The sequence below is a fragment of the Curtobacterium sp. AC273 genome (assembly GCF_979253735.1).
Window position 1 is genome coordinate 28,128 of the sequence record NZ_CEEDDU010000008.1, and the last position, 12,578, is coordinate 40,705.

Genomic DNA, 12,578 nt, shown 5'->3' on the forward strand with positions numbered 1-12,578 from the left:
GACGCCAAGCTCGACGCCCTCGTGCGCGACATCCTCGTCCCGGCCGCATGACCGGCCTGGACACCATCGGCGTCGGGCTGATCTCGGTCGGCTGGATGGGGCGACTGCACTCGCGGGCCTACCGAGCCCTGCCCGACCACTTCCCCGAGCTCGGAGTGCAGCCCCGGCTGGTCGTCGCCGCCGACCCGATCGAGGCGGCGCGCGAGCAGGCGGTCACACGCCTCGGCTACGAGCGCGCGGTCGCGGACTACCACGAGGTCCTCGCCGATCCGTCCGTCGACGTCGTCTCGATCTGCTCGCCGAACTTCCTGCACCGCGAGATGGCCGTCGCCGCGGCCGCAGCGGGCAAGCCGTTCTGGATCGAGAAGCCGATGGGTCGGTACGCCAGCGACTCGCGGGAGATCCACGAAGCGGTGCAGCGCGCGGGAGTCATCACGAGCGTCGGGTTCAACTACCGGCACGCACCCGCCATCGAACGGGCACGCGAGCTCTGTCCGGGGCGGCCGGCTCGGACGGATCACGAACGTCCGTGGATCGCTCCTCGCCGACTACTCGTCCGACCCCGCAGCACCCCCTGACCTGGCGCTTCGAGCGTGAGCGTGCGGGCTCCGGGGTCCTCGGAGACCTGCTGTCGCACGGCCTCGACCTGGCGCAGTACGTGGTCGGACGCATCGCCAGCGTGAGCGCGCTCGCCGAGACCGTCATCACCGAGCGACCGCGCCCGGGCGCGGGGATCGTCGACCGGAGCGCAGCCGCCACGGGCGAGCTCGGACCGGTCGAGAACGAGGACTACGCCGCGCTGCTGTTCCGCTTCGAGGACGGCGCCGTCGGCACGATGGACTCCAGCCGGGTCATGCGCGGCCCGCACGCCGAGTACACCTTCGAGGTCTACGGCACGAAGGGGTCCGTGCGGTGGGACTTCCAGCGTCTCAACGAGCTCGAGGTGTACCTCGACGGGCAGGAAGTGGACGGGTACGCGACCCACTACGTCGCGCCGGGGGACGGCGAGTTCGCCCGGTTCCAGCCGGGTGCCGGCACGGCCATGGGCTACGACGACCTCAAGACGATCGAAGCGGCGCAGTTCGTCGCCAGTGTCCGTCGTGGTGAGCAGCTGGCGCCGTCGGTCGCGGACGGGCTGGCGGCCGCGTCGATCGTGGAAGCGGCGGAGGCCTCGCTCGCCGACGGGGCGTGGCACGACGTCGCGCGCGTCGACGGACCGCTCACCTACGCGGCGGCGACCCCTGTGGCTGTAGACGGTCGCCCGGGTCGAAACGGGAGGCGCGGCGCCAGCTGGCACCGCGCCTCCCGTCCGTCTGGTGGACATCGTCGCATTCATGTTAGTTTGTCAGGACAAAGTTCCGAACTGCAGGGAGGCACCATGCCGCTCGTCCGTATCGACCTCGCCACCGGGCGCACCCCGGAAGCCGTCCGCGCCATCGCCGACGCGATCCACACCGCCATCGTCGACGTGTACGGCATCCCCCTGCGAGACCGGTTCCAGGTCATCACCGAGCACCCCGCGCAGCAGATCATCGCCGAGGATGCCGGCCTCGGGTTCGAGCGGACCGAGGGCGTCATCGTGATCCAGGTCTTCACGCAGCGCGGCCGCACCGACGAGGCGAAGACGGCGCTCTACGCGGCGATCCACGACGCGCTGGCGGTCGTCGGTGTCGCGTCCGAGGACGTCTTCATCGGCTACGTCGAGAACGGGCCGCAGGACTGGTCCTTCGGGTTCGGGCGGGCCCAGTACGTGACGGGCGAGCTCGGGGTGCCGTCGCCAGCCTGACCGTTGTGGTCGTCCGGCCTACTTGTCGACGAGCGTGACCCTCGAACGAGTAGCGGTCCGGGCGGTAGCAGTGCACGCCGTACTCGACCGCACGCCCCGAGGCGTCGTACGCGGTCCGGCTCATCGTCAGCACGGGGTCGCCGTCCTCGATCTCGAGCAGGTTCGCTTCCTCGTCGGTCACGGCACGGGCGCCGATCCGCTGCTTCGCGACGCGCATGGTGACGCCGCGGCTGCGGAGGAGTTGGTAGAGGCCGTGGGCCTGCAGGTCCTCGTCGGTGATCTCGAGGAACTCCGGGGGCAGGTAGTTCTCGAGGATGGCCATCGGCACGTCCTCGGCGAAGCGCACCCGACGGATGTGCGCGACCGTGGTGCCGGGCTCGACGCCGAGCGCCTCGGCGACGACGTCCGACGCCGGCACGTCGTTGCGTTCGAGCAGCGTCGTCGCCGGCCCCTGCGAGCCCTGGGCGAGGTCGTCGTACAGGCTGGTCAGTTCGACCTTGCGGGTGACCGGGCCGTGCACGACCTGGGTCCCGATGCCCCGGCGGCGCACCAGAAGCCCCTTGTCGACGAGGTCCTGGATCGCCCGGCGGATCGTCGGGCGGGACAGCCCGAGCCGCTCACCGAGTGCGATCTCGTTCTCGAGCCGCGCCCCCGGTGGCATCGCGCCGGAACGGATCGACTCCTCGATGCGCGAGGCGACCTGGAAGTACTAGGGCATCCGGACCCGACCGGTCCAGGTCCATGAACAGGTCGGACGGCAGCTGGCCATCGTTGGTCATCGCGGTCCTTCGGGGAGTGCGGCGTGCGGCGCCGTGCGTTCGGCAACGGTGCCGAGGGAATGTCGTGACAATACCACCGGGGTCCGCGGCAATAGGGCGCGTGCGATGGGTGTCGCCCCGGCCGGACCGTCCTAGTCGGCGAAGATCATCGGGCGGTTCGACAGCCGTGGCGTGCGCCGCCGAGCGGGGCTTCTCGGCCCGGACCCGCACCGGAGCGATCGTGACGCGGGTGGCCGCGCCCAGCGCCTCGACCGTGTCCGTCCCGTGGTGTCCCGCGGCGTGCACGACGATCGCGGCACACGCCTCGGCGTCGGCCGCTGCGTCGTGGTGCTGGAAGCCCTCGTACCCGCAGCCCGCGCCGCCATCGGCAGCCGGTACCGAGTCGAGCGTGTAGGTCTTCCGCGCGACCTGCAGCGAGCACATCGAGTGGTGCTCGGCGAGGGCGATGCCGGTGGCCGAGTAGCCCGCCCGCGATGACGCCCATGTCGAAGCGGGCGTTGTGTGCGACGAGGACGTCCCCCTCGGCGAAGTCGACGATGTCCGGGTACTGCTGCCTCCCCACGACTTCGCGTGCAGGACGTCCGAGGCGACGATGCCGTGGATCCGGGTGTTCCACTCGAGGAAGGCGTCGTGCCCGAGCGGTGGCCGGATGAACCACGACGCCCGTTCGACGACCTTGCCGGAGCGGACCTTGACGAGTCCGACCGAGCAGGCGCTGGCGGGCGAGCTGTTGGCGGTCTCGAAGTCGATCGCGGTGAAGTTCAACGGCATCGTTCCCGATCGTCGCACGCAGCGCCGACATCGCCGGAACCCGGGTCGGCGTTGCGCCCGCTCCTCAGCGACGGAGGACCGCGCCCGCTCCTCAGTGACGGAGGACCGCGCCCGCTCCTCAGTGACGGCGGACCCGGCGAGGCCCCCGCTGACGACGGGCGGTCAGGCGCCAGGTCGCGCTCCGCCGGGCCCGCTGCTCCGCCCGGTACGGCGCGAGCGTCGTGCCGACCAGCTCGAACGCGAGCGCGGAGGCATCGAGTCGCCAGCGCTTCGGCAGTCCCTCGACGTGCGCGGTGACGGCCGCCACGAAGGCCTCGGCCGTGTCCGCGGTGATCGTCGGGAACGCCACCTCGGCCGGTGGCAGGACCATCCGGAAGTCGTCCTCGACGCCGTGGTCGATCGCCTCGTCCTCCGGGTCGTAGTCGACGAGGACGTCGGCCTCGAGTTCGGCGAGTGCGTCGTGCAGGGCCTCGAGCTCGGCCGGTCGGCAGGTCCTCGACCGCCGCGATCGTCTCCGCGGTGAAGTACCGCCGCTGGCCACGCGCGTCCATGCCCATCGAGTGCACACCGCGCCGGTCACGTTCGAACCACATCGAGGACCTCCATCCCTGTCATCGCGACCACGCTCCCACGTCCCGGGCCCGCGTGTGCCCCGGACGCGGCAGTTCCCCCGCGCCGTCCGCGGTCGTACGCTGCGGTCATGGGTGAACCACGGGACCTCGACGAGCTGCTGACCCGGTCCGAGGTCGTCGACGCAGCGCCGCACACGGCGCGACGAGCGGTCGGCCTCGGCGTCGGCTTGGTCACCATCGGTGCCGCCGTCGCCGTCGCGGTCACCACCGGCGGGTCCGCAGCGGTCGCCAGCGTCGTGGCGTCGGCCATGGCGAGCTGGGCGGACCAGTTCTGACGGTGCCGGCCTGGAGGCACGGGTCGGCCCCGCAGGGCGGCCGCCGGTAGGCTGTTCTCCCGTGGCACTCACCATCGGAATCGTCGGTCTCCCGAACGTCGGCAAGTCGACCCTGTTCAACGCCCTGACCAAGAACCAGGTCCTCGCCGCGAACTACCCGTTCGCGACGATCGAGCCGAACGTCGGCGTGGTGAACCTGCCCGACCCACGGCTGGACCAGCTCGCCGAGCTCTTCCACTCGGAGAAGACCGTGCCAGCGCCGGTGTCGTTCGTCGACATCGCCGGCATCGTCAAGGGCGCCAGCGAGGGTGAGGGCCTCGGCAACAAGTTCCTCGCGAACATCCGCGAAGCCGACGCCATCGCGCAGGTCGTCCGCGGCTTCACCGACGACGACGTCGTGCACGTCGCGAACAAGGTCTCCCCGAAGGACGACCTCGAGGTCATCAACACCGAGCTGATCCTCGCCGACCTCGAGACCATCGAGAAGGCGCTGCCCCGCTACGAGAAGACCGTGAAGCTCAAGCAGGCCGAGCCGATCGTGCTCGAGACCGCGAACGAGGCGAAGGCGGAGCTCGAGAAGGGCACGCTGCTCATCCGCGACCTCGATCGACCTGTCGCCGATCGCCGAGCTCGGGCTGCTGTCCGCCAAGCCCTTCATCTTCGTCTTCAACGTCGACGAGGCGATCCTGACCGACGAGGCCCGCAAGGCCGAGCTGGCCGCGCTCGTCGCCCCCGCCCAGGCCGTCTTCCTCGACGCCCAGGTCGAGTCGGAGCTCATCGACCTCGACCCGGAGGACGCCGCGGAGCTCCTCGAGTCCACCGGTCAGACCGAGTCCGGCCTCGACCAGCTCGCCCGCATCGGCTTCGACACCCTCGGCCTGGAGACGTACCTCACCGCCGGACCGAAGGAATCGCGGGCGTGGACGATCGGCAAGGGCTGGAAGGCGCCCCAGGCTGCCGGGGTCATCCACACCGACTTCGAGAAGGGCTTCATCAAGGCCGAGGTCATCTCGTTCCACGACCTGATGGAGGCCGGGTCCATCGCCGAGGCCCGTGCGCACGGCAAGGCCCGCATCGAGGGCAAGGACTACGTCATGCAGGACGGCGACGTGGTGGAGTTCCGCTTCAACAACTAGCGGGACTCGACCATGCTCCACACGGCACTAGGGTGACCGTGTGATGTTGAGAACCTCCAGCGGGGTGCGCAGGGCCTTCGCGCACCGTTCCTACGCTGGGCCGGATCGAAGCGGTGGATTGTTCCACGACTCCTCGATTTGGTGCCCCGTGCGTACGGCTCGTATCACGAGCCATTTCTTGGATCAGGGGCTGTGTTCTTCGGCTTGAGCCCCGTGGGCGAGGCGCACCTCAGCGACGCTCTAGCGCCACTTATCCGTTGTTGGCAAGCAGTGCAACACTCTCCCACTCAGGTGGCAATCCGCGCAGAGATGGCAAACTGATCAAGAGAACATTTTACAATGTGCGCTCGACGATATTCGAATCCGACGTCGACGCTGCGGCGCAATTCATCTACCTCAACAAGCTTTGCTTTAATGGGCTTTATCGGGAGAACCGCAACGGTCAATTCAATGTACCATATGGTCGACCCAAATCAACACGGATTCTATTTGATGAGCACCTTGAAAATGCCGCTAGTTTGCTCGGATCCGCAAACATTCTAAACGAGGACTTTGACTCCGCGCTAGACCGTTGCCTTCCAGGTGACTTGGTGTATCTCGACCCACCGTACGTTAAGCTAAAGCCGTCAGAAGCCTTTGTCGACTACAACGCGAAGGCATTTTTGTGGGAAGATCAGAAGCGTCTTGCTAAAAGATTCAAAGAGCTAAGCGACAATGGGGTCCATATCATGCTTTCGAATGTTGATGATGAAAGTGTTCGAGACCTTTATGGTTCCTGTCGGATGGTTGAATTAAGTCGCTATTCGAGTATGTCCGGAAGCCTAAACTGAGGGGCGGAAGCTCCGAGCTCTTGGTGTTGAGCGAGTCGCTCTCTGCGCGAGAAGCTGCGTGATGAAATCACTTCGATTCGTGGTTGCCGCGGATATACACGCCGACACGACGGACCGCAAGACGACCCACGTGATCGCGGAACCACCGTCCGCGCGGCCCGGCCAGCAGCCGTTGGCGGATCTAGCGTCGTTCATCGAGACCGAGCAGTTGAAAGCAGACTACTTCCTTGCCGCTGGTGATTTAGCTAATAAGGCGAACGCGGCCGGGCTTGCTTATGGCTGGCGCAAAGCGAACGTTCTTGCGCAGAAGCTAGGCGCAGAGCTGATTGGAGTTCCTGGGAATCATGATGTGATTACACATTCCTCGGTTGCAGGCCCACGCCAGCCACTGAAAGCTTTGCTACCAACCTTCCCCTCATCTGATCCTTCGCTAGACGCGTTCTTTTGGGAGCACGGCTGGGCACTGAAGGAGGGTCAGGATCATCGTATCTTGCTTATCGATTCCACTCGTGACTTCCCGCCCCACCCCGGAGCCGTGAACAAGCGGAGCAAGGCTTGGAAGAACTACGCAAGTGCAATTGACCGCGGCAGCTTCCCCTCGTCGATGCAGGACGAAATTACCGCAGCCTTGGCCGGGCTCGAAGAGAAGCTGAATCTTGCTGTAGTTCACCATCATCCTTTCGAGCATCAGAATCACGTTTGGCTGCAAGATGAATACGGTCCGATGCGCCGCGGGAGCGAACTGATCGAGTTGCTTTCGAACTCCGCCAATACCGGGCGTTGGTTTATCGTTCACGGTCACAAACACGTGCCGCAACTCGTTTCGGCCACAAGCCTCACGACAAATGGTCCGATTGTTCTGTGCGGTGGGAGCGTGGGGGCCACAATGTGGCACCCGGTGAGCACGGTCGCTAGAAATCAATTCCATATTGTCAACTTGGCACTCGATGGCCCGATGCCGGGGCTGTCGGGAACAATTGAGAGTTTCACATGGGGTTTTGGGAACGGTTGGAGATTTTCGGAACGGGCCGGATCAGGGCTACCCACTTCGGCAGGATTTGGAGCAACTGACCACTTTCGAACCCTTGGGGTCAGGGCAGATGACGCTTTACGCGACAGCGGAGGGAATTCATGACGTTCGAAAACTTAGTCGCCAAGTTCCGGCACTACCCTATATTCTCCTCTAGACTGGGATCTGCTCGAGAATGAGCTCGGTAATCGCGGAATTATCTTCACGCGAGACCGGCAGCACAAGGTGGTTCAAATCTCACGAGTTGGAGTCAGCTGATGGTTGAATTTGCGCTCGACACCTTCAACGCTAAACGAATGTCTGCAGAGCAGGTCGCCGAGTCGTTTGTGATGCCAGATGCATTCCTGCAATTGGCCGGTGGAGACCACGCATATGTTATCGGTCCCCGTGGTAGCGGTAAAACCACTCTTCTCCGCATGCTCACAGGCGAAGGCCTTTCAGCCTGGCGTGGGCGGGACGCCAGCATCCTGAGGGCCAAGATTGACTACTCCTCGATCTTTCTCCCTGCCGACGAATTATGGGCCAGTCAACTTAACGAGTCAACAGCGAGGGCTGCGTTCACTGCCCAGATGCTCTACGCGTTTGTGGAGCAGATGAGGTGATCGCACCTCGAAGCGCGGTGATGTCCACTTGCCCGTGGAACTCGCGAATCGGTCAGAGTCAGATATTTCGAAGGACTGTGCGGAGGCATGGGGCTTAGAAGGGGTTCGGCCCGGCTTCTACGGCCTATTAGAAGCGTTGGACCTCTTCCTGACGCGCTTAACTGATGAAGGAGAAGGTATAGACCATCATCGGCTCTCATCCGCGGACAGTCTTGCGCTTCTTACATTTGGTATTCGATCGTTTAATGGGCTGTAGGGAACCTCGGCGTCGTTGGGCTTTGCTTCTCGACGAGATGGAATTGGCGCCGAGCTCGATCCACAGGATAGTTACAGCATTCGTTCGCGGTGGCGCGGAGACTTTAATCCTAAAGGTCTCGATGAGCCCGTTCGATCGATTTATGCACTATTACGGTGGTGAGTCCAGTGCGCCGGTGCCCGGGCACGATTTTCAGCCTATTTATCTCTCCGGTCAGTCTCGTCGCGAGATCTCCAAGATAACTTCGGGTCTTTGGGCTGAGATGCTGGGGGTGCGGCACTTGCCGTATGTTCCACTGCGACACGCATTGGACGTCCGGCAAGAGTTGCGCGATCCACGGACCAGACGTCGCTCTGTCGGTCCAGCATCGATCGTGCAGGAGGCGCATCGACTCGATGCGGACTTCGCGCGCTGGTTGGAGGATCGAAAAATCGATCCTGCCAATCAGAGAGCCTCTCGTATAATGAGCGGTCTGCAAGTATTAGGAAAGTTGTGCCGCTCCTACAATTTCGGGATTCGCTGCTCAACTTTCGTGAGGGTCGACCGGTAAGGCGTAGCCGAAAGAAATCGTTGGAGCCGTTTACCGGTCCTGATGCGGTCACCACGATGCTGGAAGGGAACCCGCGATGGATCAAGACGGCATTCTCGCAGATGCTCCAATACTATGACGCATCTACTGGTCGAGTTAGTGCAGGCTTTCAATTCGACTCGATTTCGAGCCTCGCCAACCGTTTCGAATCTCTCTTGCGAGTGTTGCCTAGTCGGCAATCAGGTTCATCAAGTATCGCGGTGATCGACCTGGTCGATATTGTGGCGCAACATCTCAATCGCCGAAACACGTCGAAATTCAATCCGGACCCACCGAATGGATTCACTGTAGACAGGCGAACGCCGGCGAGACGTTACGGATGCCATCGTCTTGGGAATGTACGCCGGCGCCTTTGTGCATATTCGGGACAGAAAGAGCCCGTCTGTTTTGTCTGATTTTGAAGGCCAGAGATTCCGATTGGCCTACTTGCTTGCTATCAGAGATGGGAAAGAATTTCCGCTTCGCCTCGGCAAGGATATTTCCCTCGCTTCTATGCTTGTGAATCGCTCCAATTCTGCAGCTCCCGCAACACTTCCTGGAACTTTTGATTTGGAGAACCTATGAAAATCGTTGATTTCGATTTCGATAGGACCCACAATTACGATGTTGTCGTGGCCGTCTGTGGGTACGAGCCGTCGTTCGAGTTATATCGCGAGGCTGGGTATTTCGGGTACGCACAGTATGGCTCTCGTCTATCCGGCTGCGGACGGCGCTGCCGCATCCGCGGATAGGGCAGCCTTTTTCAGAGCGCGGGTGGGAGTACATCACGGAGGACGCGCTCGCGTCGCGGTTTATCGACATCTGCGGCACGAAAGCGGAAGCGAAGATCTTGGTGGATATCAGCAGTATGTCCAGAAAGACGATGGCGCTCATGGTCGAGTTGCTGTGGAGTTCGGAAAGCGTCGGCGAAGTTCACTTCGTCTATGCTCCGGCGCAATATGATGCAAGCGCGGATGCCGCTACCGTCGTCCCCCAGCTCAGCGCCGGCCCCGTATCGAGCTTCTACGCGGGTTCCGTCAGGACAGCAGCAGTACCAATTGGGCTTGTTCTCGGACTCGGCTTGGAGCCGCATCGCGCAGGCGGCTTGATCGAGTTGTTAGAGCCTTCACGAGTATGGGGGTTTGCGGCAGTGAGCGACGACCTACGTTTCAAATATGGCGTTGATGAACTACATCGGGACCTTTTTGGCGCAATCTCCACGGACGATGTTGCTGCATTACGATCTGCATTCCCTAGCGAATTTGTACCTCGCCCTAGAGTCGTTGATCTTTTCGACATCCCTGGATCACCGAATGGTTCTCGCTCCATCGGGACCGAAGTTGTTCACTCTCGCGTCGCTTCTTGTAGCTAGTCCCTCGTGATGCCTCCAGGCCCGCGGTCTGGAGGGTTGGTGCTGCGTCAGGCTCCCGCCCTCATTCTTCCGTCAGCGAATCCGGTGAAGTCGTCGCTTGTTCGGTCGTATTCAGGCCGTAGGCGGTCCTGCAACGTAGGACCAGGCGTTGGTCGCGTGGGGTCTAGACCGGCACGGCCTCGTCGAGGACGAGGGCGAAGTGCTTGTCGTCATCAAGGTCGTCGGTGAGGACGTCGACCTCGAAACCGGTGATGCGCTCGACCTCCTGCGCGAACCCACCGAGATCGAACAGCGATGCCGCGGGCGTCAGGTGGACCAGCAGGTCGATGTCACTGTGCCCGGTGTCCTGACCACGCACAGTGGAGCCGAAGACGCGGACGTCCTCGAGGTGGAAGCGCGCGCAGTTCGCGCTCGACTTCGCGACGCCCCCGCAGCTGACGTCCCGGACCTGGTCGACTACGTGGCCCGGGTGCTCGATGACGAGCGGGACATCGTCGTCGCCTCGCCGCCGCTCGAGGCCACCGAGGTGCTCGTCGACGGCGTGCGGTGGACCTACGTCTTCTACGAGTCGGGTCTCGCGGTGAACGTGCTCTACACGCTCGACCCCGGCGGGAAGCGAGCGGTCGGCTTCAAGCTGTCCGACGGCATGGACGTGCCCGATGAACTCGACGCCTTCAAGTTCGCGCGGCAGAAGTCGAAGCTCGCCGGCACGATCCGCGGCTCGTACTTCGTCGTCAGGGGCGAGTACTGAGCTAACGGCTCAGTCGACGACAGCGAGGATGATCGCGGGGATCCGGTTCTCGATGACTTCCCACACGATTTCCTTGCGGGCCTTCCGGTAATCGTGGGAGAGGATGTTCCTCGTCTTCCGGACTGCCGCGAGCGACAGCCCTGCGGGGAGCTTGCGCACGCGGGATCCGGGCAGCCGCCCGAGTAAGTCATCGAAGTGGATGACCACGGCTTCGGCCGCCCGGTAGGTGAGACTCCGCGCCGCTTCGAACTCGTCGCGACCGTGTTCGACGATCATCGAGCACTCGGCGAGGAGGTCCAGGAAGCTCGCCTCGAGCGACGGCCACCGATCGACGGCGTCTGAATCGTCCGCGCTCCTACGAGGAACGGGAGAGAACCGCCCTCCGTCACTCACAGAGGAACGGCTTGGTCGAGTACGTGTGCGAAGTGCTGGTCACCTTCGAGGTCGTCGGTGAGGATGTCGACCTCGAAGCCCGTGATGGTCTCCACTGCGTGTGCGAAGCCGCCGAGATCGAAGAGCGAAGCCCTCCGGCGTCAGCGCGACGAGCAGGTCGATGTCGCTGTGCTCGGTGTCCCTGCCGAGGATCGCGGAGCCGAACACGCGGATGTTCTCGAGGTGGAAGCGAGCTGCTTCGTCGAGGATGTCATCTGCGTAGACAGCGAGCGGGATGCTTGGGCGAGTCTGCGCGGCGGCCATGATGCGGGCGAGTGATTCGGGCCGTGGTTGCTTCCGCCCGCTCTGCGTAGGCGGAGATCGTCGGCTGCTGCATCCCAGCCGCGGCTGCGAGTCCCGTCTGGGAGAGCCCGATGTCTTCACGTGCAGCGCGGATGAGCTCGGCAGCTCGTTCAGTTCGCATCATGGGCCTCCTATAGCGCAGGACTATAGCGGGTGGTTCTGGCCGTTGCACGCACATGTTGAGGGCTCGAGCACCCGCCGCACCTACCGTCAGGCGCGGGAGGCATCGTGAAGTACATCAACTACGACGGCAGCATGATCTTGACGGGCGACGCGATCGCCGACGCGGTCCTGGACTACGCGGCGATCCTCGGCGCGAACAGCAGGACGGACACGGTGGCGATCCCGGCGGTCGCCGACGACGGATCGGTCACCCGGACGACCGTGTTGCTCGGGCCGGCGAGTGAACTGACGCTCAGCGCTGCTCCGGACGACGAGCTCGAACCCGAGGATCGGGCGTTCATCCGGCACCTGCGGGACGCCGCGGTGCGCGTGGGGGACGCGATGCCGGTCGATGCCGACGGGGGCCAGCGGTTCCGTGGCGCTGACGGCCCGGACGACAGCGACGGCGACGGCGGAGACGACGACACCACCCGCTGACGCCACGCGAGCACGAAACGACGGAAGCCGCCGAGCACTGCTCGGCGGCTTCCGGTGCTGGTGCGTGTGGCTCAGGCCGCGAGGGCCAGTTCGCCGGCACGGACGCGCTGCGCCTGGACGAGCGTGCGGCTCGCCTCACCGCGCCACGAGCGGCCCGGCACGGTCCAGCCGGCCTCGCCGTCGATGTCCACGCGGGCACCACGGGTGATGAAGAGACCGAGGTCGTCGGCCGGGATGCGGACGAGGTACTCGCGCTGCGAGCGCTCGTCGCGCACACCGAACTCGGCGATGCGGTCGGGGGAGACGGTCGGCGCCGCGAGTGCGGTGCCGGTGATGGTGATTCGTTCGTTGCTGGTCATGGTGTTGCGGTACTTCCTGGTCGTTCGGCGCCCAGGGCGACTCGGTGTCGGCGGACGGCTGAGTCCGGCGCGACGCATCGAGTGCGGGGCGCGCAC

The 12,578-nt window shown here is 64.2% G+C and carries 14 protein-coding genes and 5 pseudogenes; 12 read left to right on the plus strand and 7 right to left on the minus strand.

Annotated features, from left to right (window positions below; translation table 11 throughout):
- Positions 1-47: 47 nt before the first annotated feature.
- The 3 genes and pseudogenes from ACZ8AI_RS12975 (at position 48) to ACZ8AI_RS12985 (ending at position 1,786) form a co-directional block, all read left to right on the plus strand.
- Positions 48-578, plus strand: coding sequence for a Gfo/Idh/MocA family protein (locus ACZ8AI_RS12975; protein ID WP_464858588.1), 531 nt, complete (start codon positions 48-50; stop codon positions 576-578).
- Positions 530-1,132, plus strand: a pseudogene (locus ACZ8AI_RS12980) (Gfo/Idh/MocA family protein); the annotation flags it as partial. The gene ACZ8AI_RS12975 and the pseudogene ACZ8AI_RS12980, both read left to right, overlap by 49 nt.
- Positions 1,133-1,378: 246 nt before the next feature.
- Positions 1,379-1,786, plus strand: coding sequence for a tautomerase family protein (locus ACZ8AI_RS12985; RefSeq protein ID WP_464858793.1), 408 nt, complete (start codon positions 1,379-1,381; stop codon positions 1,784-1,786).
- A gap of 18 nt (positions 1,787-1,804) precedes the next feature.
- Here ACZ8AI_RS12985 and ACZ8AI_RS12990 read toward each other — a convergent pair.
- Both ACZ8AI_RS12990 and ACZ8AI_RS12995 read right to left on the minus strand, forming a co-directional pair.
- Positions 1,805-2,565 (minus strand): annotated as a pseudogene (locus tag ACZ8AI_RS12990) (GntR family transcriptional regulator).
- Positions 2,566-3,454: 889 nt separating this feature from the next.
- Positions 3,455-3,877 carry a hypothetical protein gene (locus tag ACZ8AI_RS12995; RefSeq protein ID WP_464858589.1) on the minus strand — a complete coding sequence of 141 codons (423 nt, stop codon included), beginning with the start codon at positions 3,875-3,877 and terminating at the stop codon, positions 3,455-3,457.
- 159 nt (positions 3,878-4,036) lie between these two features.
- Here ACZ8AI_RS12995 and ACZ8AI_RS13000 point away from each other — a divergent pair, with 159 nt between their 5' ends.
- From ACZ8AI_RS13000 to ACZ8AI_RS13030, 7 genes and pseudogenes are all read left to right on the plus strand, one after another.
- A complete protein-coding gene (locus ACZ8AI_RS13000; protein ID WP_464858590.1) occupies positions 4,037-4,243 on the plus strand; it encodes a hypothetical protein in 207 nt (68 codons plus the stop codon).
- Between the two features lie 61 nt (positions 4,244-4,304).
- Positions 4,305-5,379, plus strand: a pseudogene (ychF, locus tag ACZ8AI_RS13005) (redox-regulated ATPase YchF).
- 108 nt (positions 5,380-5,487) lie between these two features.
- Positions 5,488-5,700: pseudogene (locus ACZ8AI_RS13010) on the plus strand (DNA adenine methylase); the annotation flags it as partial.
- Positions 5,640-6,209, plus strand: a complete 570-nt coding sequence (locus ACZ8AI_RS13015; protein WP_464858591.1) for a DNA adenine methylase — start codon at positions 5,640-5,642, stop codon at positions 6,207-6,209. The pseudogene ACZ8AI_RS13010 and the gene ACZ8AI_RS13015, both read left to right, overlap by 61 nt.
- 61 nt (positions 6,210-6,270) lie before the next feature.
- Positions 6,271-7,344, plus strand: a complete 1,074-nt coding sequence (locus tag ACZ8AI_RS13020) for a metallophosphoesterase family protein (protein WP_464858794.1) — start codon at positions 6,271-6,273, stop codon at positions 7,342-7,344.
- A gap of 152 nt (positions 7,345-7,496) precedes the next feature.
- The gene (locus ACZ8AI_RS13025) at positions 7,497-7,841 is read left to right on the plus strand and encodes an ORC-CDC6 family AAA ATPase (RefSeq protein ID WP_464858592.1); all 345 of its coding nucleotides are present in this window, start codon (positions 7,497-7,499) and stop codon (positions 7,839-7,841) included.
- Positions 7,842-8,068: 227 nt separating this feature from the next.
- Positions 8,069-9,081 (plus strand): annotated as a pseudogene (locus ACZ8AI_RS13030) (ORC-CDC6 family AAA ATPase).
- A gap of 1,119 nt (positions 9,082-10,200) precedes the next feature.
- On the opposite strand, the gene ACZ8AI_RS13035 reads toward ACZ8AI_RS13030, so the two are convergent.
- Positions 10,201-10,395, minus strand: a complete 195-nt coding sequence (locus ACZ8AI_RS13035) for a nucleotidyltransferase domain-containing protein (protein ID WP_464858593.1) — start codon at positions 10,393-10,395, stop codon at positions 10,201-10,203.
- A gap of 30 nt (positions 10,396-10,425) precedes the next feature.
- Between ACZ8AI_RS13035 and ACZ8AI_RS13040 the strand changes: the two genes are divergently transcribed.
- Positions 10,426-10,788, plus strand: a complete 363-nt coding sequence (locus ACZ8AI_RS13040; protein WP_464858594.1) for a phage tail protein — start codon at positions 10,426-10,428, stop codon at positions 10,786-10,788.
- Positions 10,789-10,797: 9 nt separating this feature from the next.
- Here ACZ8AI_RS13040 and ACZ8AI_RS13045 read toward each other — a convergent pair whose 3' ends face one another.
- The 3 genes from ACZ8AI_RS13045 to ACZ8AI_RS13055 all read right to left on the minus strand — a co-directional run bounded on the left by ACZ8AI_RS13045 (position 10,798) and on the right by ACZ8AI_RS13055 (position 11,701).
- Positions 10,798-11,064, minus strand: coding sequence for a HepT-like ribonuclease domain-containing protein (locus ACZ8AI_RS13045; RefSeq protein ID WP_464858595.1), 267 nt, complete (start codon positions 11,062-11,064; stop codon positions 10,798-10,800).
- Positions 11,065-11,220: 156 nt separating this feature from the next.
- Entirely contained in the window at positions 11,221-11,484 is a 264-nt protein-coding gene (locus ACZ8AI_RS13050; RefSeq protein ID WP_464858822.1) for a nucleotidyltransferase domain-containing protein, read from the minus strand.
- Positions 11,432-11,701, minus strand: coding sequence for a helix-turn-helix domain-containing protein (locus ACZ8AI_RS13055; protein WP_464858596.1), 270 nt, complete (start codon positions 11,699-11,701; stop codon positions 11,432-11,434). Before ACZ8AI_RS13055 ends, ACZ8AI_RS13050 begins: the two co-directional genes overlap by 53 nt.
- Positions 11,702-11,751: 50 nt before the next feature.
- Between ACZ8AI_RS13055 and ACZ8AI_RS13060 the strand changes: the two genes are divergently transcribed.
- A complete protein-coding gene (locus ACZ8AI_RS13060) occupies positions 11,752-12,123 on the plus strand; it encodes a hypothetical protein (protein ID WP_464858597.1) in 372 nt (123 codons plus the stop codon).
- A 71-nt stretch (positions 12,124-12,194) separates the two neighbouring features.
- Here ACZ8AI_RS13060 and ACZ8AI_RS13065 read toward each other — a convergent pair whose 3' ends face one another.
- Positions 12,195-12,482 carry a hypothetical protein gene (locus ACZ8AI_RS13065; protein WP_071292682.1) on the minus strand — a complete coding sequence of 96 codons (288 nt, stop codon included), beginning with the start codon at positions 12,480-12,482 and terminating at the stop codon, positions 12,195-12,197.
- Positions 12,483-12,578 lie beyond the last annotated feature (96 nt).